Origin of the sequence: Streptomyces sp. NPDC006332, assembly GCF_040612855.1 — a bacterium.
Taxonomy (GTDB): Bacteria; Actinomycetota; Actinomycetes; order Streptomycetales; family Streptomycetaceae; genus Streptomyces.
Map to the genome: position 1 here is coordinate 172,091 of NZ_JBEXRA010000004.1, position 22,143 is coordinate 194,233.

Annotated in this window: 19 protein-coding genes; 7 read left to right on the forward strand and 12 right to left on the reverse strand. The window is 67.5% G+C overall.

Annotated elements, in window-relative coordinates; translation table 11 throughout:
• Window positions 1–5 precede the first annotated feature (5 nt).
• Together ABZ027_RS05850 and ABZ027_RS05855 are read right to left on the reverse strand one after the other, a co-directional pair.
• The gene (locus ABZ027_RS05850; RefSeq protein WP_356764729.1) at window positions 6–1,628 is read right to left on the reverse strand and encodes a globin domain-containing protein; all 1,623 of its coding nucleotides are present in this window, start codon (window positions 1,626–1,628) and stop codon (window positions 6–8) included.
• Window positions 1,629–2,046: 418 nt separating this feature from the next.
• Window positions 2,047–2,679, reverse strand: a complete 633-nt coding sequence (locus ABZ027_RS05855; protein WP_356764731.1) for a haloacid dehalogenase-like hydrolase — start codon at window positions 2,677–2,679, stop codon at window positions 2,047–2,049.
• A gap of 195 nt (window positions 2,680–2,874) precedes the next feature.
• Here ABZ027_RS05855 and ABZ027_RS05860 point away from each other — a divergent pair, with 195 nt between their 5' ends.
• Window positions 2,875–3,741 (forward strand): GNAT family N-acetyltransferase, encoded by an 867-nt coding sequence (locus ABZ027_RS05860; protein ID WP_356764733.1) that lies wholly within the window; start codon window positions 2,875–2,877, stop codon window positions 3,739–3,741.
• 67 nt (window positions 3,742–3,808) lie between these two features.
• On the opposite strand, the gene ABZ027_RS05865 is transcribed toward ABZ027_RS05860, so the two are convergent.
• Complete coding sequence (locus ABZ027_RS05865) at window positions 3,809–5,017, reverse strand: MFS transporter (protein ID WP_356764735.1); 1,209 nt, start codon at window positions 5,015–5,017, stop codon at window positions 3,809–3,811.
• 135 nt (window positions 5,018–5,152) lie between these two features.
• On the opposite strand from ABZ027_RS05865, the gene ABZ027_RS05870 reads away from it, so the two are divergent.
• On the forward strand, window positions 5,153–5,605 hold the full coding sequence (locus tag ABZ027_RS05870) for a GNAT family N-acetyltransferase (protein ID WP_356764737.1): 453 nt from the start codon (window positions 5,153–5,155) through the stop codon (window positions 5,603–5,605).
• Window positions 5,606–5,670: 65 nt separating this feature from the next.
• Here ABZ027_RS05870 and ABZ027_RS05875 read toward each other — a convergent pair whose 3' ends face one another.
• From ABZ027_RS05875 to dnaB, 3 genes are all read right to left on the reverse strand, one after another.
• Window positions 5,671–7,056: a serine hydrolase domain-containing protein gene (locus ABZ027_RS05875; RefSeq protein WP_356764739.1), complete on the reverse strand. Its 1,386-nt coding sequence runs from the start codon at window positions 7,054–7,056 to the stop codon at window positions 5,671–5,673.
• A gap of 248 nt (window positions 7,057–7,304) precedes the next feature.
• The gene (locus ABZ027_RS05880) at window positions 7,305–8,048 is read right to left on the reverse strand and encodes a dienelactone hydrolase family protein (protein WP_356764741.1); all 744 of its coding nucleotides are present in this window, start codon (window positions 8,046–8,048) and stop codon (window positions 7,305–7,307) included.
• A gap of 240 nt (window positions 8,049–8,288) precedes the next feature.
• Complete coding sequence (gene dnaB / locus ABZ027_RS05885) at window positions 8,289–9,767, reverse strand: replicative DNA helicase (RefSeq protein WP_356764743.1); 1,479 nt, start codon at window positions 9,765–9,767, stop codon at window positions 8,289–8,291.
• A 462-nt stretch (window positions 9,768–10,229) separates the two neighbouring features.
• On the opposite strand from dnaB, the gene ABZ027_RS05890 reads away from it, so the two are divergent.
• Window positions 10,230–11,567, forward strand: coding sequence for an MATE family efflux transporter (locus ABZ027_RS05890; RefSeq protein WP_356764745.1), 1,338 nt, complete (start codon window positions 10,230–10,232; stop codon window positions 11,565–11,567).
• A 117-nt stretch (window positions 11,568–11,684) separates the two neighbouring features.
• Here the strand turns inward: ABZ027_RS05890 and rplI are convergent, their stop codons facing one another.
• The 4 genes from rplI to rpsF form a co-directional block, all read right to left on the reverse strand.
• Window positions 11,685–12,131, reverse strand: coding sequence for a 50S ribosomal protein L9 (gene rplI, locus ABZ027_RS05895; RefSeq protein WP_356764747.1), 447 nt, complete (start codon window positions 12,129–12,131; stop codon window positions 11,685–11,687).
• An 18-nt stretch (window positions 12,132–12,149) separates the two neighbouring features.
• The gene (gene rpsR, locus ABZ027_RS05900) at window positions 12,150–12,386 is read right to left on the reverse strand and encodes a 30S ribosomal protein S18 (protein ID WP_003949403.1); all 237 of its coding nucleotides are present in this window, start codon (window positions 12,384–12,386) and stop codon (window positions 12,150–12,152) included.
• Window positions 12,387–12,443: 57 nt separating this feature from the next.
• Window positions 12,444–13,037 carry a single-stranded DNA-binding protein gene (locus ABZ027_RS05905; protein WP_356764749.1) on the reverse strand — a complete coding sequence of 198 codons (594 nt, stop codon included), beginning with the start codon at window positions 13,035–13,037 and terminating at the stop codon, window positions 12,444–12,446.
• A 76-nt stretch (window positions 13,038–13,113) separates the two neighbouring features.
• Entirely contained in the window at window positions 13,114–13,404 is a 291-nt protein-coding gene (gene rpsF, locus ABZ027_RS05910; protein WP_005482942.1) for a 30S ribosomal protein S6, read from the reverse strand.
• A gap of 266 nt (window positions 13,405–13,670) precedes the next feature.
• Between rpsF and ABZ027_RS05915 the strand changes: the two genes are divergently transcribed.
• The 3 genes from ABZ027_RS05915 to ABZ027_RS05925 all read left to right on the forward strand — a co-directional run bounded on the left by ABZ027_RS05915 (window position 13,671) and on the right by ABZ027_RS05925 (window position 16,388).
• A complete protein-coding gene (locus tag ABZ027_RS05915) occupies window positions 13,671–13,982 on the forward strand; it encodes a hypothetical protein (protein ID WP_356764751.1) in 312 nt (103 codons plus the stop codon).
• 178 nt (window positions 13,983–14,160) lie between these two features.
• Window positions 14,161–15,282 (forward strand): peptidoglycan bridge formation glycyltransferase FemX, encoded by a 1,122-nt coding sequence (gene femX / locus ABZ027_RS05920; RefSeq protein ID WP_356764753.1) that lies wholly within the window; start codon window positions 14,161–14,163, stop codon window positions 15,280–15,282.
• Between the two features lie 74 nt (window positions 15,283–15,356).
• On the forward strand, window positions 15,357–16,388 hold the full coding sequence (locus ABZ027_RS05925; protein WP_356764755.1) for an alanine racemase: 1,032 nt from the start codon (window positions 15,357–15,359) through the stop codon (window positions 16,386–16,388).
• A gap of 88 nt (window positions 16,389–16,476) precedes the next feature.
• Here ABZ027_RS05925 and ABZ027_RS05930 read toward each other — a convergent pair whose 3' ends face one another.
• Window positions 16,477–18,003: a glycosyltransferase 87 family protein gene (locus ABZ027_RS05930; RefSeq protein ID WP_356764757.1), complete on the reverse strand. Its 1,527-nt coding sequence runs from the start codon at window positions 18,001–18,003 to the stop codon at window positions 16,477–16,479.
• 385 nt (window positions 18,004–18,388) lie between these two features.
• Window positions 18,389–21,064, reverse strand: a complete 2,676-nt coding sequence (locus ABZ027_RS05935; RefSeq protein WP_356764759.1) for a transglycosylase domain-containing protein — start codon at window positions 21,062–21,064, stop codon at window positions 18,389–18,391.
• 375 nt (window positions 21,065–21,439) lie between these two features.
• On the opposite strand from ABZ027_RS05935, the gene ABZ027_RS05940 reads away from it, so the two are divergent.
• On the forward strand, window positions 21,440–22,120 hold the full coding sequence (locus tag ABZ027_RS05940) for a PadR family transcriptional regulator (RefSeq protein WP_356764761.1): 681 nt from the start codon (window positions 21,440–21,442) through the stop codon (window positions 22,118–22,120).
• Window positions 22,121–22,143 lie beyond the last annotated feature (23 nt).

Consider the following 22,143-nt stretch of genomic DNA (forward strand, 5'->3'; position numbering starts at 1 on the left):
CGGGCTCACTGAGCGGCGACGAGCTCCTCCAACGAGTCATGGCGTATGCGCTCGAACGGGACGCCGATGTCTTTGAGGGCGCTCACCCCGCTGCGGATCATGCCGGGCGGTCCCGACACATAGACGTCGTACTCGTTCCACGGACCGTACTCGCGTATGGCGTCGGGGAGCTGGAGATGCGCCTGCTGGTCGACGACCGCGCGGACCGAGAGCCAGTGGTGGTTCTGCTGAAGCCTGAGCATCGTGTCGATGTCGTAGAGGTCGTGGTTGGTACGAGCGCCGTAGAACACCTCGACCGGTCGACGCTCCCCGTGCTCGGCCAGGTCCTCCACCAGCGCCTTGATGGGCGCGATGCCGGTGCCGCCGCCCAGGCAGAGCAGTCCGCTGTCGGAGGTGTGGTCCACGGTCATCGAACCTGCCGGCGGGCCGAGCCGGACGATGTCACCGGGACGGGCGCGGTGCACCAGGGCGTTGGAGACCCAGCCCGCCGGGACGGCCTTCACGTGGAACGACAGCAGACCGTCCGAGCGGGGTGCGCAGGCGAAGGAGTAGTGTCGCCAGATCCGTGGCCACCACGGGGTCTCCAGGCTCGCGTACTGGCCGGCGAGGAAGGGGTAGGGCTGGTCGGGGCGGACGGTGACGACCGCGACATCCGGCGTTCTCAGATCGTGTGAGACGACCTCGGCGTGCCACCAGGCCGGAGCACGCAGTTCGTCCGCGGCCGCCGCGTCGATCATGACCTGCGAGATGGTCGTGTACGCACGGACCCAGGCGGCTTCAGTCTCCGCGTCCCACCGGGAGGCGTACTTGCTCAGGGCGCCGATCAGGCATTCGCCGACCGCCGGATAGTGCTCGGCCCGAGTGCCGTACTTGCGGTGGCCGCGGCCGAGGTTCTGCAGGTAGTCGACGAGGACCTTCGAGTTGTCGATGTGCTCGGCCGCAGTGAGCAGGGCCTTCAGCAGGCGGTCCCGCTGGGCGTCCATCGCCGCCGGGAACAGCGGTCGGAGGTCGGGGTGTCGCACGAAGAGGAGTGCGTAGAAGTACGACGTGACCTTGTCGGCGACCGGGCCGATCTCGGCCATGGTCCTGCGGATGAGGACGGCGTCCGGAGAGGCGTCCTCGGCCGGGGCCGGACGCTGGACCGGGACACGCCGACCGGCGGGTGGTTCTTCGGTGAGTTCGGCTTCGGTGGGCGGGGCCACCGCGGGCCCGGCGTTGGCGGGCGGCGCCGGGGTCGAGGCGGTGACAGCGGCGGCGGAGGTGAAAGCGGGGGGCGCTGTCGAGGGGGCCTCGCGTGCGGCCGGCGGTGAGCCGACGGCGCCCGTCAGGGCCGGTTCCGGGACTGTCAGGGGCGGCGGCAGGTCGTCCGCTGCCGGGTCGGAAGGTTCAGCGGTCGGCGCGGGTGGCCGCTGCGCGTCGTCCGTTGCGGACTGGCTGGATCCCTCCGCTTGGGGGGTCGTGCCGGTTCCTGCCGTGGTCCTGCCCACCGGGCGCATCGCCGCAAGGCGGCTGCCCTCTGCCGCCTCCCGTTCACCGCCGGGCGACGTCGGCTGCTTGTGCGGCGTGAACCAGCCGCCTCCGCCGCTGGACGTGCCGTTGTCGGCCGACGTGGTGGTCGGAGCGTCCATGGTGTGCCTCGCCTCGAACATCTTTCGGTCGGTCTGCGCACTTCCTCGGTGAAAGTGCCTGCTTTCCCCCACAGACGGCGTGCTTCCCCGTTCGCTGCCGCAGCCGATGCGGCCACATTCAACCCGTGTTCCGGTCCCGTACGGACAAGTAAGGCGAGAGTGTGACATTGCCCGCAGGACTCTCACCGCAGCCTCCCACCGCGGTAGGCGCGCCCCGGTCGCATAACCGGAAATACGGGTCTTCAATCACTCCGTCCCGCTAAGCTGCAATGCCTTGCTCCGGGTCCGCACAGGATGCACAGGATGTACACCTCACCCCGACCCGAACCGGAGTCGACCATACCGGCCGACGGTCTGCACACAAGTCCCGCCTCCTCCACCACGAATTGAGTGGCGAGCGAACCATCAATTCCATCAATTATCGGGCGTGCCGTACCAATTCATATGCTTCCCACAGATCCCTCCCCATGTAGGAGTGGGTTGCGAGGCCGGACAGATGACGGTCCGCATTGACCGCGACGGAGACCGGCACCATTCCGAACAGGTCCCTGTCAGATTGCGAGTCGCCGTACGCGACGCAGTCGGCCCGCGCGACAGCGAATTCCTCGCACAGCCGGTCGGCGATCCGCACCTTGGCCGCCGCGCTGAGGGCTCCGGCAGGATCCACCGGTTCCTTGAAGGGCACTGCGGGAAAAAGAGAACCGTGCGCCGCGTGCGCACCCCAGCCGATGAGTCGTTCCACGAAGAAGGACGGGGAGAGTGAGACCACGGCACAGTAGTCACCCACTTCTCTGATCTCCGCCCAGACCTCGCGGATCCGGGCCAACCACGGTGCGCCGTCGAAGGCCGCCGCCACATGAGCCTCGGTGAGGTCGGCCCACAATGCGTACACCTCCGCCGCATACTCGCGAGGCCCGATCAGGCCCGCCCCCATGGCTTGGTCGAGCGCCACGGTCTCGGCTTCCAGACCGAGTTGCCGGGAAATCTCCACCGGTGCCGTGGATCCGTGCAACAACGTGCCATCGAGGTCGAAGAGATGCAGTCTCGCCATGCCCTGAGGCTAGCGGGGCGCATTTTCCGCTTCTCGGTCGTCTGTCTGCGGACAGACTCCGTTCGTCGATGTTTCACGTGAAACACCCAGCGCCTCTTACGACACTGTGGGGTTGGCTACGACATGGCCAAAAGCTCATACGTCCCTGCGGAAACAGGTAGACGTCGAGGGCACACCTCGGACAGCCTGACGTGCGTGCCGACTCCTTCCTCCAGCGCTCTGCCCATCCGCCGTCTGACGCTTCGTGATCACAGCGCGTGCGCCGACTTGTCCGAGGACCGGGGGTGGCCACGCGAGGAACACAAGTGGGGCCTCCTCCTCACCGCCGGGAAGGGCTATGGCATCGATGACCCCGGAGGCGGGCTCGTCGCCGCGTGCGTCGTCACCGAGTACGGTCTGCAGGACCGACCCGACCTCGCTGCCATCGGAATGGTTCTGGTCGCCGAACGGCATGCCCGCCAGGGCGTCGGGCGCCGACTCATGCAGCACGTCGTCTCGGCCATGGGCACCACACCGCTGACCCTGCACGCTACGCCGAACGGCCGCCCGCTCTACGAAGAACTCGGGTTCAAGGTCATCGGCCGGGCCGAGATGCTGAAGGGCCACTTCACACCGGACGGGACGCACCCCGGGATCGCCACCCGCCCGGCCACCGCCGAAGACCTCACCAGCATCCTCCGACTCGATGAGGAAGTGTTCGGCGCCGACCGCACCCACATCATCACCCGTCTGCCCGCCTTCGCCGACCAGTTGCGCGTTGCCGAGAAGAACGGGCGGGTCATCGGGTACGCGGGCGCGTGGCCCAACATGGACACCCATGTCGTCGGCCCGCTGATCGCCCGCGACACCCGGACCGCACAGGCCTTGCTCGCTTCCCTCGCCGCCCACTCCGACCGCCCACTGCGCACGGACATCGACGTACGGCACGAAGAGCTGTTGGCATGGGCGAAGGAGCGGGGCCTGGTGTCCGCGGCCTTCAACGCGGTCATGGCGTACGGCGTCGCGGAACTGCCCGGTGACTGGAGCCGGCGGTTCGCCCCGCTGACAGTGGCGGCAGGCTGAGACACGCCGACAGAACGACGCCGGTCCCCGGAGGTTCCAGGAACCGGCGCGCGGTGGCCTGCACGGATCAGTGGCGGGCGGCGGCGGGCTGGTCCGTCGGCGCACCCTGCCGGACCACCGCGCTGGGCCTGCTGCCGCGGCGCTCCAGAGCGGCCGAGAGCAGCGCGAGCAGCAGAGCGCTCACGGCCAGGGCGGCGCCGACCCAGGTGGGGGCGGTGTAGCCGAGCCCGGCCGAGATGACGAGGCCGCCGAGCCAGGCGGAGAGCGCGTTACCGAGGTTGAAGGCACCGATGTTCACGGCCGAGGCCAGCGTCGGGGCTCCGTGCGCCTGATCGAGGACACGCTTCTGCAAGGGCGGCACGGTGGCGAAGCCCAGAGCACCGATCAGCACGATGGTGACGGCCGCCAGGACCTTGTGGTGGGCGGTGAGGCTGAAGAGCGCGAGTACGACGGCAAGTCCACCCAGGGAGACGTACAGCATCGGCATCAGAGCCCGGTCCGCGTACGTTCCGCCGATGAGGTTTCCGCCGACCATGCCGAGGCCGAAGAGCACCAGCAGCCAGGTGACCGAGCCGTCCGCGAAGCCGGTGACTTGGGTCATCATCGGCGCGATGTAGGTGATGGCCGCGAAGACTCCACCGAAACCGAGGACGGTCATCGCCATCGCGAGCAGTACCTGCGCGTTCTTGAATGCGGCCAGTTCATGCCGCAGGTGCACGCCCTCCGCCTTGGGTATGTCGGGAACGAGCTGGGCGACACCGAACAGGCCGACGATCCCCAGGGCCGCGACCAGCCCGAAGGTGACGCGCCAGCCGGCGGACTGCCCGACGAGCGTGCCGAGCGGAACACCGACCACGTTGGCCACGGTCAGACCGGTGAACATCATCGCGATGGCGCCGGCCTTCTTGTCGGGTGCGACCAGGTCGGCCGCGACAACCGAGCCGATACCGAAGAACGCCCCGTGGGCGAGCGAGGCCACCACACGGCCGATCAGCATGACGGCGAATACCGGGGCAAGGGCGGAGAGCAGATTGCCGAGGATGAACAGACCCATCAGCAGCATCAGCATCCGCTTGCGGGAGACCTTCGTGCCCAGCACGGTCATCAGCGGGGCGCCGAGCATGACACCGACGGCGTAGCCGGTCACCAGAAAACCGGCGGTGGGGATGGAGACACCGAAACCGCCCGCGACCTCCGGCAGCAAGCCCATGATCACGAACTCGGTGGTTCCGATTCCGAAGGCTCCGATCGCGAGGGCAAGAAACGCGAGCGGCATGGAGGGACCCCTTCCAAACGATTGCAAGAGCACGTAATGCACAGACACAATAGTTGCAGACGCGCTTTACCTGCAAACGAATGTACTTCGGAGGCGGGCTGTCCCGCGGTGACGCCCCGCACCTAGGGTGCGCCCATGGAAGATCTTGAGATACGGGCCGCCACGAGGGTCGACGTGCCCGCGATCGTCGCGATGCTCGCTGACGACCCTCTGGGCGCCCAACGGGAATCACCAGATGACCTGACCCCGTACCTGGCGGCTCTGGAGCGTCTGTCGTCCGACCCTCACCAGCACCTGGTCGTCGCCGTACGCGAAGGCCGCGTCGTCGGCACGCTTCAGCTCACGGTCATCCCCGGACTGTCCCGGCGCGGCTCCACCAGGTCGATCATCGAAGGTGTACGCATCCACGCCGATGAGCGTGGCAGCGGCCTGGGCACGCGGCTCATCGAGTGGGCCATCGACGAATCCCGCCGCCAGGACTGCCAACTGGTTCAACTGACCTCGGACAACACGCGGTCGGACGCCCACCGCTTCTACGAACGGCTCGGCTTCACGGCCTCACACGTTGGTTTCAAGCTCCACCTGTGAGATCGGCGCCACTGCTGACATGGGGGTCTGTTTCACGTGAAACAGACCCCCATGCGCGAGGGCGTCTAACCGATCCCCCGCCACCCCTCGGGGTCCACCCCACCCGGCACGGAGGGCCCCTCCTCGTACGGCTGACGCGTGAACACGAACGACCCGAGGTCGAGGTGGCTCACGGATCCGTCCGGCCGCCGTACGACCTTCAGGAGCTCTCCGGCGTAGTAGCCCTCCAGGCCGGTCCAGGTGCCGTCGCCGTTGGCACGGAGCCGCGAACGGCGGCCGTTGCCGGACAGCGGCTCCAGTGAGACGAGTCCGTCGGCCATCAGTCGCAGACCGAAGGCATGGGTCCCCCAGTACCACTGGCCGACCAATTCCATGACCGACGCGTCGACTTCGACCAGGGGTTGCCACGGATCGGGAATCCGCGGCTCAGCCTCGGCGACGATCCGAACGAGATCGGCCCCCACGCCGGCCAGCAGTGGCCCGGAGGTGCAATTGGCCAGGACAACCGCCGCGACATCGTCCGTCACGCTGATGGTGAGGTTGGCCAGAAACCCCGGCAGCGAACCCGAGTGCCCCACGAGCACTCGGCCGTCCCGGTGCTGGATCTGCAAGCCAAGCCCGTAGGTGGCACCGTCCACGAGATCCACGACCTCCGTCGGTGCTGCCGGAGTGCGCATCTCCTCCACGCTCCGCGCGCCGAGCACCCGGTCGTCCCCCTTGGTGAGGAAGGCAGCGAAGAGCGCCAAATCACCTGTCGTCGACCACAGTTGACCGGCCGGTGCCATCCGGCCCAGGTCCTCAGTCGGCTCCGGGAGCATCGCATCCGCCCAGGGATGCACCGCCCAACCGCCGGCATGGGGCGCCTGCGGCTGCACACTCGTGCGGCGGAGGTTCAGAGGTTCGAGCACTTCGCGCCTCAATACCTCCTCCCATGGAGCCCCACGCAGCTTTTCGACGAGCGCTCCCAACAACGTGTAGCCCGGATTGGAGTAGTGGAAGCGGCGCCCGATCGGGTGCCGGAAGGGCTGCTCGCCCAGGACGTCGGTGAGCTTCTGCCGCAGGGTCCCCGGGGTGCGTTCCCACCATGGCGCGGGCGACTCGGCCGCCAACCCACCCGTGTGGGAAAGAAGTTCGGCAACCGTGGCCTCACCCGCCCCGGTGCCCGGCAGATGCTTCTCCAACGGGTCGCTGAGGTCCAGCACGCCTTGGTCGCGCAGCCGCAGGACGAGAACAGCAGTGAACGTCTTGGTGATCGAACCGATCCGGTACTGCACGTCCTCGTCGGGGCCGTGTCCGTCCACCGAGGTCCGCGAGCCGTGCCACACGGCTCGCCCGCCCCGCACCACTGTGGCGACCAGTGAGGGGGATCGCCCTTCGGCCTGAGCCACGGCGATCCGGTGCAGCAAGGCACGGCGTGTACCGGGCAGCAGCTCTTCCTGAGGTGTCGTCATGCCACCAGTCCACCCCGTGGGCCCCGCGTGCGTCGACTTCATTTGGTCTGCCTCTGGGCTTCACCGTCAGGGCAGCAGGACGACCTTGCCGAGGTTGGCACGGCTCATGGGGCTCCTCGCGGGCATTGCCGAACAGGAAGAGCCCTGCGCTGAGACTGCCTCAGGTGGCGAATAACAGCTCGTCACACCTACCCGGGAAGACAGCGAGGCAGCCGCCGCCCTTCAGGTTTGGTTTCGGAGCCGTGGCCTCAGCTCTTGGCCAGTGTGCGGTCGAGGAGAGGGAGCAGGCGGTCCCAGTGGTGCTGCAGTGCGGCGGGGTTGAAGGCGTCGGTGTCGGACATGGTGAAGCCGTGGAGGGTGCCGGGGTAGATCTCGGAGGTATAGCTGACACCGGCTGTGTCCAGGGCCTGGTTGAGCTCGCCGAGAGCCTCGGGCGTCATATCGGTTTCGGCGTGGCCGAGGTGGATCTCGGCGGTGATCCTTTCGAGGAGCCGGTCCCTTTCGGGTCCGTCGGCGCTCACGGGGCTGTGGAATCCGGCGACGGCCGCCACCTGGCCGGGGTGGGCGGCAGCGGTGCGCATCGCGTAGAGGCCACCTATGCAGTAGCCGGTCACCGCGACCGGTCCCGCGCCGACCTCCGGCTGGGCGGTGAGGAACCTGAGGTAGGCCTCGGCATCGCTCAGGACATGTTCGGCGGTGTGCGCCTCGATCAGGGGCATCAGCTGGGCGAAGACCGCGGGCCGAGCCTCTTCACCGATGTACTCGGGAAGTTCGATCACCGGTGTCGGTCCGTGCCGGTAGAAGGAGTTGGGGACGAGCACGTAGTAGCCGTGCCCGGCCAGTTGGCGGGCCATCTCCCGCAGCACCGGCCGGATACCGAAACCATCCGCGTACATGAGCACCCCCGGATGCCGCTCGGCGCGGTCGGGGAAGGCTGCGAAGGCGTCGGCCTGGCCGTCCGTGGTGGGAATCAGCAGCGTCTTGGTGGGCATGAACTCTCCTGTCGTGGTTGATGTGTTGAGCTTGCGATCAACACGACGGAGGCGGAGCCCGCGCAGCAGCGCATGCACGTAGATCAAACGGGGGGCCCACACCGGCCCGTACGGCGCTCAGAGAAGCACCGGGTCACCCATCCGTGTGTGGCGCGATGCCGTCCCGGTATTCATGGCCGCACAGTGTAGCCCGCCGGAGAGGAACCGACGCCGGCCACCCCAGTCGGATCAGGACCCGGATCAGGTCTGCGCCATGTCCACGAACCGGGAGTAGTGGCCCTGGAAGGCGACCGTGATCGTGGCCGTAGGGCCGTTACGGTGCTTGCCCACGATGATGTCCGCCTCGCCGGCGCGCGGCGACTCCTTCTCGTAGGCGTCCTCACGGTGCAGCAGGATCACCATGTCCGCGTCCTGCTCGATGGAGCCGGACTCACGCAGGTCGGACACCATCGGCTTCTTGTCCGTGCGCTGCTCTGGGCCACGGTTGAGCTGCGAGAGCGCGATCACCGGGACCTCGAGTTCCTTGGCCAGGAGCTTGAGGTTACGGGACATGTCCGAGACCTCCTGCTGACGGCTCTCGGAACGCTTCGAACCACCGGCCTGCATCAGCTGGAGGTAGTCGATGATCACGAGCTTGATGTCGTTGCGCTGCTTCAGCCGACGGCACTTCGCGCGAATCTCCATCATCGACAGGTTCGGGGAGTCGTCGATGTAGAGCGGAGCGGACGACACCTCGGGCATCCGGCGTGCCAGGCGGGTCCAGTCATCGTCCGTCATGGTGCCGGAACGCATGTGGTGCAGCGCGACTCTCGCCTCGGCCGACAGCAGACGCATGGCGATCTCATTGCGCCCCATTTCGAGGGAGAAGATGACGCTGGGCAGGTTGTTCTTGATCGACGCCGCACGGGCGAAGTCGAGCGCGAGCGTGGACTTGCCCATGGCGGGGCGGGCCGCGATGACGATCATCTGGCCCGGGTGCAGGCCGTTGGTGAGCGAGTCGAGGTCGGTGAAGCCGGTGGGCACGCCGGTCATCTCGCCACTGCGTGAACCGATCGCCTCGATCTCGTCGAGGGCACCCTCCATGATGTCGCCGAGCGGCAGATAGTCCTCGCTGGTGCGCTGCTCGGTGACCGCGTAGATCTCCGCCTGGGCGCGGTTGACGATCTCGTCGACGTCGTCCTCTGCCGCGTATCCCATCTGCGTGATGCGGGTACCGGCCTCGACTAGGCGGCGCAGCACCGCCCGTTCGTGGACGATCTCCGCGTAGTACTCGGCGTTGGCCGCCGTCGGCACGGTCTGGACGAGAGTGTGCAGGTACGATGCGCCGCCGACCTTGTTGATCTCACCGCGCTTGGTGAGCTCGGCGGCGATCGTGATGGGGTCGGCCGGCTCGCCCTTGGCGTAGACATCGAGGATCGCCTGGTAGACGGTCTCGTGGGCGGGTTTGTAGAAGTCGTGGCCCTTCAGGATCTCCACGACGTCGGCGATGGCGTCCTTGGACAGGAGCATGCCGCCGAGGACGGACTGCTCGGCATCGAGGTCCTGCGGCGGCACACGTTCGAAGGCCGAACCACCGCCGTCCCAGGCCCCGTTCTCCCCGCCGCGGTCGTGTTGCTCGTCCCGGCCCCGGGTTCCGTTGCCGCGTCTACGGGAAGAAGGCAGACGATCACTGGGACCACTGTCGGCCCAAGGATCGTCCAAGGGCTCGGAAATGCTCACCCGAGCCACCTCCTCCCGTCCGCGCAAGCGGACCTCTGCCGTGCCCCTCTTTTCTACGGCACGGCACTGACAAGTGAGAGGCCCAACTCCGGTGCTGGCGCGTCGGTTCTGTGATGACTTTCAGGCCGACGGACGGAGTGGGCGCCGGACCACCGTAGGCCCGCGGGCACCGTCAGCCAATCTGGTTATCCACAGGCCATGTGGACGACGGCCCAGATGCTGTGGAGAACTCCACAAAACCTGTGCACGACCCGGTGGACAGGCCTGTGAACAAGCTTCAACCCACCCCGCGACAACCGCTCTGAGCTGCATGTTTACCGTCCACTGGCTGTGTAGAAGAAAAACTTCCCCAGTCGGACCAAGATCATCTGAAGTCACATCGCAGCGTGGGCGCCAACGTCACTGAAGTAAGGGTCAGTAACGTGTTGTATCTCTTACCTGTGGATGATTAGATTGATGCCCATGACACAGGCTCCCGCGCCCGTCAGGGCTGCCCGGCGACGGCACGATCGAGAGATCGTCGCTCTGGCCGTTCCGGCCTTCGGCGCACTCGTCGCCGAGCCGCTTTTCGTCCTTGCCGACAGCGCCATCGTCGGCCATCTGGGCACGGCACAACTCGCCGGACTCGGTGTCGCCTCGGCTCTCCTCACGACAGCTGTCAGCATCTTCGTCTTCCTCGCTTACGCCACCACAGCCGCCGTCGCCCGGCGCGTCGGCGCGGGCGATCGCGCAGCCGCGATCCGTCAGGGCATGGACGGCATCTGGCTCGCGCTGCTGCTCGGTGCCATGGTCATCGCGGTCGTCCTGCCCGCGGCGCCGGCGATCGTGGAACTCTTCGGCGCCTCCGACACCGCGGCCCCGTACGCGACGACCTACCTGCGGATCTCGTCCTTCGGCATACCGGCCATGCTGGTTGTCCTGGCCGCGACCGGTGTCCTGCGCGGACTGCAGGACACACGGACACCTCTCTACGTCGCCATCGCGGGTTTCCTTGCCAACGCCGCCCTCAACGTGGGCCTCGTATATGGCGCCGACCTCGGCATCGCGGGTTCCGCATGGGGCACCGTCATCGCCCAGTGCGGCATGGCCGCCGCCTACCTGGTGGTCGTCGTCCGCGGCGCCCGTCAGCACGGAGCCTCCCTCCGCCCCGACGCCGCCGGGATTCGCGCCTCCGCTCAAGCCGGTGTTCCCTTGCTGGTTCGCACGCTCTCCCTGCGAGCGATCCTGATGATCGCCACGGCTGTCGCGGCCCGCCTCGGCGACGCCGATATCGCGGCACACCAGATCATCCTGTCCCTGTGGAGTCTGATGGCCTTCGCCCTCGACGCGATCGCGATCGCTGGGCAGGCCATCATCGGGCGCCATCTGGGCGCCGACGACCCCCAAGGTGCCCGGGCCGTCTGCCGCCGCATGGTGGAGTGGGGCATCGCGGCCGGCGTCGTGCTCGGTCTGCTGGTGGTCATCGCGCGACCACTCTTCCTGCCTCTGTTCACCAGTGACCCGATCGTCACTGACGCGGCCCTGCCGGCCCTTCTCATGGTGGCGCTCTCCCAGCCGATCTGCGGGATCGTCTTCGTCCTCGACGGGGTCCTGATGGGAGCGGGCGACGGGCCGTATCTCGCGTGGGCGATGGTTCTCACCCTGGTGGTCTTCACCCCCGTAGCCCTGCTCGTCCCTGCGGTGGGCGGCGGCCTCACAGCCGTCTGGGGAGCGATGACGCTGATGATGACGGTCCGGATGCTGACCCTCTGGCTTCGTTCCCGCTCAGGGCGCTGGCTGGTGACGGGCGCCGTGCGCTGACCGTTTCACGTGAAACATGACCTGCGTGTAGGGCAGGCCCGGACACCTCAGCATGCAGAAGGGGCCGCACCCTGACGGATGCGGCCCCTTCTCGGCTGTTCAGCCGACATACGGCGATCAGGCCGAGACGACCTCGATGTTGACCTTGGCGGCAACCTCGGGGTGCAGACGCACCGACGTCTCGTGGGCGCCCAGCGTCTTGATCGGCGTGCCCAGCTCAATGCGGCGCTTGTCGACCTCGGGGCCACCGGAAGCCTTGATCGCGGAAGCGATGTCGGCCGGGGTGACGGAACCGAAGAGACGACCGGCGTCGCCGGAGCGGACGGCCAGACGGACCTTGACACCCTCGAGCTGGGCCTTCACGGAGTTGGCCTGCTCGATGGTCTGGATCTCGTGGATCTTGCGAGCACGACGAATCTGCTCGACGTCCTTCTCGCCACCCTTGGTCCAGCGGATAGCGAACTTCCGCGGGATCAGGTAGTTGCGAGCGTAACCGTCCTTGACGTCGACGACGTCGCCCGCGGCACCGAGGCCGGAGACCTCGTGGGTGAGGATGATCTTCATCTGTCAGTCACCCTTCCCTTATCGCGCGGTGGAGGTGTAGGGCAGCAGCGCCATCTCACGGCTGTTCTTCACGGCCGTGGCGACGTCACGCTGGTGCTGCGTGCAGTTGCCGGTCACGCGGCGGGCACGGATCTTGCCGCGGTCGGAAATGAACTTCCGCAGCATGTTCGTGTCCTTGTAGTCCACGTACGTGACCTTGTCCTTGCAGAAAGCGCAGACCTTCTTCTTCGGCTTGCGCACAGGCGGCTTCGCCATGGTGTATCTCCTGTGTGATCAAGAAGTGTGGGTACGACCCACCCTGGGCCCGAGGGCCTAGAAGGGGGGCTCGTCCGAGTAGCCGCCGCCGCTGCCGCCGGAGTTTCCACCCCAGCCGCCGCCACCGCCCTGGTTGCCACCGGCAGGAGCGCCGGTCGCCCACGGGTCGTCGGCGGGAGCTGCGCCGCCACCCTGCTGGCCGCCGCCGGAGCCTCCGCCCCAGCTGCCACCACCCTGGGCGCCACTGCCACCGCCGCCGTAACCGCCCTGGCCCTGCCCACCGCGGCCGGTGGTCTTGGTGACCTTGGCCGTGGCGTTGCGCAGGCTGGCGCCGACTTCCTCGACGTCCAGTTCGTAGACCGTGCGCTTGACGCCCTCGCGGTCCTCGTAGGACCGCTGCTTCAGCCGGCCCTGCACGATGACGCGCATGCCTCGCTGGAGCGACTCAGCGACGTTCTCCGCCGCCTGACGCCAGACCGAGCAGGTCAGGAACAGGCTCTCGCCGTCCTTCCACTCGTTGGTCTGACGGTCGAAGGTGCGGGGAGTGGACGCGACACGGAACTTCGCGACCGCCGCACCAGAGGGGGTGAAGCGCAGCTCGGGGTCGTCGACAAGATTGCCGACGACCGTGATGACGGTCTCGCCTGCCATGGGGAACCTCTCGGCGGGTTTGCTGCTGGCTGCTAGTGCTGCTACTCGAATCCCGGAATCAGCTGAGCGGGAGAGCTCAGTGGGTCTCGGGGCGGAGGACCTTGGTCCGGAGGACCGACTCGTTCAGGTTCATCTGGCGGTCGAGCTCCTTGACGACCGCAGGCTCGGCCTGCAGGTCGATGACCGAGTAGATGCCCTCGGGCTTCTTCTTGATCTCGTACGAGAGCCGACGACGGCCCCAGGTGTCGACCTTCTCGACCTTTCCGTTGCCCTCACGGACGACGGAGAGGAAGTTCTCGATCAGGGGGGCGACAGCGCGCTCCTCCAGATCGGGGTCGAGGATGACCATCACCTCGTAGTGACGCATGTGGAACCCACCTCCTTTGGACTCAGCGGCCACGGTCGTTCCGTGGCAGGAGGGTCGTGATGCGTACGCAACGGTATCGGCCGCCACTGACAATCGAGGGTTCCTCGGAGGAGTCCTCAGGCCAGGACGTGGGCAGACACCGGTGCAGACGGTACAGCCTACCCGCAGACCGGCTAACGGTTGAAATCCGGCCGCCTGGACCGTCAATCTGTACACATCGGGTGTGTATGGCGCTACGATGCGCCGCCTTTCGCAGGAGGTGCCCCATGGCACAAGCATTGCGACCCAACACCGTCGGAGGACTGTTCGCCACGGACGGCAAGTCCCACCCTCTTCAGGACACCCTGCTCGCGGTGACCCTGGTACTGGGTATCACTTCGTTCGTCACGGCGATGTTCGACAACCTGCACCTGCTCAGCTCCTGGACCGGTCTGGTGGGCATCCTCACCGGTGCGTACGGGCAGTGGATCTCGGTCACGACCCGGGAACGCTTCGGACTGATCCTCGGCCTCGGCGCATCCGGGGTCGGCTTCTTCCTCGGCATGGCGCACGGCGGTCTCTTCGGCGGGGTCTTCTGACGCCACGGACGGCACACTCCACACCTCCCATAAGGCACCGCGGTACGCCCGGCGGCTCACAGGCCGGGGCGAAGGTGCCGTATGCCCAGTCGGGGCGCTCCTCAAGCGCAGTAGGCTTCGCCGCGAGAGCCGGAGCCCCTGTATCCATGGGGACACACCAGCCCGAGGAGCGCCCCGAATGAGCCTGACCCTGAGGACGATCAGTCGCGAGCAGCATCTGGCATACATCCAGAGCCTGCCGTCGGCGAGCCACATGCAGGTTCCGGCCTGGGCAGATGTCAAGGCGGAGTGGCGTTCCGAGAGCCTCGGCTGGTTCGACGACCGTACCGGCGACATGGTCGGCGCGGGGCTCGTCCTCTATCGGCAGCTGCCCAAGATCAAGCGCTATCTCGCCTACCTGCCCGAGGGCCCGGTCATCAACTGGTTCGCGCCAAATCTGACCGAGTGGCTGGAACCGATGCTCGCGCACCTCAAGCAACAGGGCGCGTTCTCCGTGAAGATGGGCCCGCCGGTCATCATCCGGCGCTGGGAGGCCCCCTCCATCAAGGCCGGCATCCAGAGCCCTGATGTGAAGCGACTGCGGGACATCGAGGCCGACTTCATCGAGCCGCGCGCCTTCGAGGTGGCGGACAAGCTGCGCCGTATGGGCTGGCAGCAGGGCGAGGACGGGGGCGCCGGCTTCGGAGACGTACAGCCCCGCTACGTCTATCAGGTTCCGCTGGCGAACCGTTCCCTGGAAGAGGTCCACAAGAACTTCAACCAGCTGTGGCGCCGCAACATCAAGAAGGCCGAGAAGGCGGGTGTCGAGGTCGTCCAGGGCGGCTACCACGACCTGGAGGAATGGCAGCGGCTGTACGAGATCACCGCCGTGCGCGACCACTTCCGGCCGCGCCCGCTGTCGTACTTCCAGCGCATGTGGACGGCCCTCAACAGCGAGGACCCCAACCGCATGCGGCTGTACTTCGCCCGGCACAACGGCGTGAACCTGTCGGCGGCGACGATGCTGATCGTCGGCGGGCACGTCTGGTACTCCTATGGCGCCTCCGACAACATCGGCCGCGAGGTCCGGCCCTCGAACGCGATGCAGTGGCGGATGCTCCGCGACGCCTACGCGCTCGGTGCGACCGTCTACGACCTGCGGGGCATCTCCGACTCGCTGGACGAGACCGACCACCTGTTCGGTCTGATCCAGTTCAAGGTGGGCACGGGCGGCCAGGCCGCGGAGTACCTCGGCGAGTGGGACTTCCCGCTGAACAAGCTGCTCCACAAGGCCCTCGACATCTACATGTCGCGCCGCTGACGTCGCGTTCCTCGCTTCCACACCTTCCATACCTCTGATACACCGCAGCCCCGAGAAAGGTTCCAGGTCCGGCCATGGCGCTCACGCTCTACGTCGACACCGCGCGCTGGCGGGCGCACCACAAGCACGTGCAGGAGCAGTTCCCGGGGCTCGTACCCGTCTGCAAGGGCAACGGCTACGGCTTCGGTCACGAGCGACTGGCGGAGGAGGCCACACGCCTCGGCTCTGACGTCCTCGCCGTGGGCACGACGTACGAGGCCGCCCGGATCAGGGACTGGTTCGGCGGTGACCTGCTGGTGCTGACGCCGTACCGGCGCGGCGAGGAGCCGGTACCGCTGCCCGACCGGGTCATCCGCTCGGTGTCCTCCATCGACGGGGTCTACGGCCTGGTGGGCGCGCGGGTGGTCATCGAGGTGATGTCCTCGATGAAGCGCCACGGCATCAGCGAGCAGGACCTGCCCCAGCTGCACTCGGCCATAGAGAACGTCCGCCTGGAGGGCTTCGCCATCCACCTGCCGCTGGACCGCACCGACGGCTCGGACGCCGTCGAGGAGGTCATCGGCTGGATGGACCGGCTGCGCGCGGCCCGGCTGCCGCTGCACACGATGTTCGTCAGCCACCTCAAGGCCGAGGACCTCGCCCGGCTCCAGCAGCAGTTCCCGCAGACCCGCTTCCGCGCCCGTATCGGTACCCGCCTGTGGCTGGGCGACCACGAGGCCACCGAGTACCGCGGTGCCGTCCTGGACGTCACGCGCGTGGCCAAGGGCGACCGCTTCGGCTACCGGCAGCAGAAGGCCGCCTCCGACGGCTTCCTGGTGGTCGTGGCGGGCGGAACGTCGCACGGGGTGGGGCTGGAGGCCCCCAAGGCGCTGCACGGCGTCATGCCGCGGGCCAAGGGCGTCGCCCGCGCCGGCCTCGCGACAGTCAACCGGAACCTTTCTCCGTTCGTCTGGGGCGGCAAGCAGCGCTGGTTCGCCGAGCCTCCGCACATGCAGGTGTCGATCCTGTTCGTGCCAACCGACGCCGCGGAGCCGAAGGTGGGCGACGAGCTCGTGGCCCATCTGCGGCACACCACCACGCAGTTCGACCGGATCGTCGACCGCTGAGCGCTCCCGGACAACCGGAAGGCCGTACACGGAGGTTCGTGTACGGCCTTCCCCATGGGCGATCCGAGCCGGCCTGCACGGCGTTCGCTCAGGGCGAACTCTCTGTGGAAGGCGGCGTGGGCGACCCGGCTCCGCTGCCCCATTCCACCTGAGGCCCGTCGAAGTGGGCCGCGTGCCGCGGCGGATGCGCGGAAGGACCCAGGACGAAGACGTCCTCCGCACCGTCGAGGACGCCGCCCGAGGGGTCGTCGTCGCCGGCCAGACGCACCACGTCCCGCTCGGGCATGAGGATGTCACGCACGACCATCACACACAGGTACAGCGTGCCCAGCAGGTGCAGCGCGATGGCCCAGTGGTAGCCGTCGGTCGGCAGGCCCTTGTGAGCGTCTCCGCTGCTGGTGTACGCGAGATACATCCAGATCCCCAGGAAGTAGGCCACCTCGCAGGCCTGCCAGATCAGGAAGTCCCGCCACTTCGGCCGGGCCAGGGCGGCCAGCGGCACCAGCCACAGGACGTACTGCGGTGAGTACACCTTGTTGGTGAGGATGAAGGCCGCGACGATCAGGAAGGCCAGCTGGGCGAAGCGTGGACGGCGCGGAGCGGTCAGGGCCAGGGCCGCGACGCCGGCGCAGCACAGCAGCATCAGCAGTGTGGCCATGGTGTTGACGGAGTCGGTGCTGGGCGGGTCGTTCGAGTTCTGCGCCCAGATCAGCCAGAAGGAACCGAAGTCGACGCCCCGCTCCTGGCTGAACGTGTAGAACTTCGACCAGCCGTCGAAGGCGAAGATCATCACCGGCAGGTTCACCACCAGCCAGGCGACCACCGCCCCCGCCAGGGCCGTGCCGAACTGCCGCCATTTGCCCGCGCGCCAGCACAGCAGCAGCAGGGGGCCGAGCAGCAGGAACGGATAGAGCTTGGCGGCCGTGGCGAGGCCCAGCAGGACGCCGAAGGCGAGGGATCGGCCCCGTGACCACATCAGCATCGCGGCGGCCGTCAGAGCGACCGCCAGGAGGTCCCAGTTGATGGTGGCGGTCAGGGCGAAGGCCGGCGCCAGGGCGACCAGCAGGCCGTCCCAGGGGCGCCGGGCATGCGTACGGGTCACGCATACGGCGATGACGGCGGCGCACGCCAGCAGCATCCCGGCGTTGACCATCCAGTACCACTGCTCCTGGTCCTGGATGGTGCCGCTGCCGGGTGTCAGCCACGAGGCGACCTCCATGAAGACACCGGTGAGCACCGGGTATTCGAGGTACTGCATGTCGCCGGGCAGCTTGTCGAAGTAGGGGACGAGCCCGTCGGCGAAACCACGCCCCTGGTACAGGTGCGGGATGTCGGAGTAGCAGGCGTGCGTGTACTGCGAACTGGCGCCGAAGAACCAGGCGCCGTTGTAGCAGGGTGCCTTCTGGACCAGGCCGAGGACGAACATGCCGATCGCCACCAGCGCGATCACCCGGACGGGAGTCCAATAGGACGCACCGAGCAGAGCGCGCCGACCGAGGGGGCCGCCGATCAGCTCACTCCCGGCCGCGGCGACCGCGTCCTCCTTCGTCGGCCGTACCGGCTCCGGCTCGTGCACGCTCGCTTGCGTCGATTCTGCGCTGGGCATGTCGCACATCCTGCCGTATGCGCCTGAGGACCGGTGCGGGGTCCGGGGAGGGATGCCTGGCCCGTCCTGTTCCACGACGGCGGGAGCGCGCGGGCCGGCCAGGGCAGGGCGGGTCTGGACAGCTTGGCCGGCGGGTGGGGTCGTCCAGTCGACGGGCTCGTCCGGTCGGCCGGATAGCACGCCCGTTCGGTTTGTCCGGCCGGTGGGCTCGCACACCCGGTCGGCTCGTCCGTCACATCAGCTTGTCGGTGACGCCAGCTTGTCGATCCAACGGTCCGGGCGCCCCTGCCCACCCCCTGAAATGAATCAAGGGTGGCCGCCACGCGGTGAATGCGTGGCGGCCACCCTTGACTTCAACTACCCGGACGGAGGCCGTACTCCGGTCCGGCCGGGATCAGCCCGCCGGGCCTCCGAAGAGGCCTCCGTTGCCGTTGCCCCTGGTGTTGCCCTGCGACTCCGTGGCCGAGGGTGAGGACGTCACGCCCCCGTCGGTGCCGCCGGTGACCGGGTCGTCCGTCTCGCCGGTGCACTGCCACTCGAACTGGCAGGACTCGCTCGGCGTCGGCGTCGGGGAGGCCTCCGACTCACTGGGCGTCGGGCTCGGTGTCGGGCTCGCCGTCGGGGTGTCGCTGACGGTGGGGGTCGGAGTGGGGCTCGGAAGGTCGTTGATGACCTTGCCGATGGGCGTCGGCGTCGGGAAGGGCAGCGGCTTCGTGCCCTTCAGCGCCTGCTCCATGTAGTCGTGCCAGATCTCGGACGGGAACGAGGCGCCGTGGATCTTCTCCTGCCCACCCGTGCCGTACATCTTCAGGAACGTGCGGTTCTTGCTCTTCTCGTTGTCGTCGTAGCGGAACATGCTGATCGACGTGGACAGCTGTGGGGTGTAGCCCACGAACCAGGCGGACTTGTTGCCGTCGGTGGTACCCGTCTTGCCCGCCACCTGACGGTCGCTCAGCTGGGCGTTGGTACCTGTGCCGGACTTGACCACGGTCTTGAGCACGTCCGTCACGTTGTCGGCGACGTCTGCCTCGAACGCTTGCCTTGTCTCGTCCTCGTGGGTGTAGACCGCGCCGTCCTTGCCCGTGACCTTCAGGACGGAGAAGGGCTCCCGCTGCTGTCCACTGGCCGCGAAGGTGGCGTACGCGCCCGCCATACGGATCGCGCTCGGGTCGGAGATGCCGATGGAGAAGGACGGGTAGCCGGTCCCGGTCAGGCTGCCCGGCAGGAGACCCGCGTCCTCCGCCGACTCCTTCACCTTGTCCAGCCCGACGTCCATGCCCAGCTGCACGAAGGCGGAGTTCACGGACTCCCTCATGGCCTCACGGAGGTTGATCTGGTAGCCCGGGGGAGAGCCGTACGACTGCTTGCCGTCGTTCTCCTGGAGCCACTCCTTGCCGTTCTCGTTCTTCCAGATCGATCCGTCGTAGTTCTTGATCTTGAGATCGTTCTGGCCGCTGTACAGGCTCTGCGGGTTGACCTTGGTCCGCTCGTCCTGGGCCTGGTTCTCCGGGAGGTCCTTGTCCCGGACGCCCCACTTCATCGCCGCCGCGAGCACGAACGGCTTGAACGTCGAGCCGACCTGGGCACCGGTCACATCGGCGTTGTTGGTGAAGTGCTTCGTGGCGTCCTCACCGCCGTAGATGGCCTTGATGGCGCCGGTCTCCGGGTCCACGGAAGCGCCACCGAACTGGACGTATTTGTCCGTGTCCGGGCGCTCCTTGGGCTTGATGTTCTTCTTCTGAACGTTCTCGACCGCGGTTTTCAGCTCGTTGACCTTCTTCTTGTCGAAGGTCGTGTAGATCGACAGGCCGCCCTCCCGCAGCCTCCGCTCGGTGATTCCCGTCTTGGCGCTGTTCCGGACCAGTGAGGCGTTGGCCAGGTCGACCAGATAGCCGACCTGGCCACTCAGCGCGTTGTTCGAGCGCGGGTTCTTCACCACGGGGAGGTCGGTGTACTTGGCGCGCGTCGCGGCGTCCAGATGCCCGTACTGGACCATCTTGTCGAGGGTGTTCTGCATCTGCCGCAGGGCCCGCTTCTTGTTGGCGTCCGGGGTGGCGGCCGGGTCGAAGCTGGTCGCTCCTGCGGGGTCGTAGTACGTGGCGCCCTTGAGCATCGCCGACAGGAAGGCGCACTCGCCCGGGTTCAGCTTGTCGGCGTTCTTGTCGAAGTAGGCTCGCGCGGCCGCCTGGATGCCGTAGGCCCCGCGACCGTAGTACGCGGAGTTCAGGTAGCCCTCCATGATCTTGTCCTTGGACACGGTGGAGCCCACCTTGACCGAGACGAAGATCTCCTTGAACTTGCGCGAGAGGGTCTGCGACTGGTCGTCGAGCATCGCGTTCTTCACGTACTGCTGGGTGATGGTGGAGCCACCCTGCGTCTCACCGCCCCTGGCCATGTTGAGCACGGCGCGGGCGATGCCCTTGGGGTCGATGCCGCTGTCGGTGTAGAAGGTCTTGTTCTCCTGCGAGATCACGGCGTTCTGCATCGCCTTGGGGATCTGCGCGAGGTTGATCTCCTGACGGTTCGTCTCACCGCCCGTGGCGACCATTTCGGACTTGTCGGACCAGTAGTAGACGTTGTTCTGGGCCCTCGCGGTGTCGGCAAGGTTCGGGACCGTGACCATGGCGTACCCGATGCCCGCGACGGCCACCATGCTGCCGAAGAACCCGATGAACAGCCCGGTGACCAGCTTCCACGACGGCACCCAGCGCGCCGCGCCGTACTTGCCGGCGCGCGGGTAGTCGATGATCCGCTTCCGGTCGGAAGCGGCCGCGCGGCCACGACCGGGCCCGTTGGGGCCACCGCGTCCGCCGGGTTCGGCCGCTCTGCGCCGGCCGCCGCCACTTCTCTGTGTGGCCCGACGGGACTCGGCGCGGCCGCCGTACGGACGCTCACCTCCCGGACCATTGGGATCCGACTCGTGGGAACTGGTCCCATAGGAGCCGGACGGAGATCCGTTGGCGCCTCGCGGTGCCGCGCGGCGGCCTGGGGACGAGCCGGACTGGCCGCGTCGGGCCGCGGCACGTCCGCCTCCCTGCGGCTGCGGCGGTTTGCGACGGTGCTCGCTCATGGAACGACTACTCCTCGGGCAGGCGCACCCTTGCGCGCCTGGAAACGGCGGCTGGTTTCCGGTCCCCCCGAAGTACGGATGTGGTCGGTCTCGCATTCACCCGTACTGCACCGAGGACAACGACGCCCCCCTGGCGTCACTTGGTTCCCGGTGGTGTGCATGGCGCACAGACTACGCACCCTGAAAACCTGCCTGGTTCCGAAGTCCACCCGAATTCAGGCAACTCACTCCCCGTGAATCAGTGATGTGATCCCGTTCACCATCCCCCCACTTGTCGCATCCGTAAGGCCGTTCTATCGTCGTGATGTATCGAGTCGATACATCAGCTCGGCATAAAGTCCGTCACGGCCCGACCGCGACAGGGAGGAGGCGACCATGAGCCGGCGTTCCGGGATCCTTGAGTTCGCCGTACTCGGCCTGCTCCGCGAGTCCCCGATGCATGGCTATGAGCTGCGCAAGCGACTCAACACCTCGCTGGGGGTGTTCCGTGCGTTCAGCTACGGGACCTTGTACCCCTGCCTCAAGACCCTGGTCGCCAACGGCTGGTTGATCGAGGAGCCGGGGCACACCTCCGAGGACGCCCTCGCCGCACCACTCGCAGGGCGTCGGGCGAAAATCGTCTATCGGTTGACGGCGGAAGGTAAGGAGCACTTCGAGGAGCTCCTCTCGCAGACCGGGCCCGACGCGTACGAGGACGAGCACTTCGCTGCTCGCTTCGCCTTCTTCGGGCAGACCTCTCGTGATGTGCGCATGCGCGTCCTTGAGGGCCGTCGCAGTCGGCTCGAGGAACGCCTGGAGAAGATGAGCGCCTCCCTGGCGCGCACCCGGGATCGCCTCGACGACTACACGCTTGAGCTGCAGCGCCACGGGATGGAGTCCGTGGAGCGCGAAGTGCGCTGGCTGAACGAGCTCATCGAGAGCGAGCGGGCGGGCCGTGACCTCAAGGGCCCCGGCCATGGAGAGCCCGCTCGTGACACCACAGAGGGAGCGCCGGGCGTTCTGCCCCGGACGGGGGACACCCCCGGTCCGGATACGCCCGGCGACACCACCATGTGAGGCCCCTGCCAGGGCCTCACTCG